This window comes from Nocardioides cremeus (assembly GCF_030518195.1).
Taxonomy (GTDB): domain Bacteria; phylum Actinomycetota; class Actinomycetes; order Propionibacteriales; family Nocardioidaceae; genus Nocardioides; species Nocardioides cremeus.
This window is the reverse complement of sequence record NZ_JAULSC010000328.1, coordinates 1-274: the sequence shown is the minus strand read 5'-3', so window position 1 is coordinate 274 and position 274 is coordinate 1. Positions and strand designations below refer to the sequence as shown.

Here is a 274-nt window from a genome sequence, read left to right as displayed (position 1 = left end):
ATCACCCAACAGCACAATATCAAGTGTGAGTGGAAAGAGGAGTCTGGAGAGATCTGAGAATGGTCATGGGGACGATCTTCTAGATTGTTCTAGAGGCTTGATTAACAGCGATGAAGAAGATGGTGACAATTCTAGAAAGAAACTCAGTAGTCATTCCATGTTGGACAACGAGTTGGAAACGATCTTGCAACATCATATGATAAAAGTAAAAGCCATCCAGCTGCTTTGACGACTGAGAAGTATGGTGTTAACAAGACTGAACTTTTGAAAGCTG

General features: G+C 41.2%; 1 protein-coding gene. It reads left to right on the top strand.

The genetic code is table 11. The annotated features are described in order from the left end of the window. A partial coding sequence (locus tag QWJ41_RS21280) for a hypothetical protein (protein WP_302710497.1) occupies window positions 1-229 on the top strand: 229 nt, incomplete at its 5' end. Window positions 230-274 lie beyond the last annotated feature (45 nt).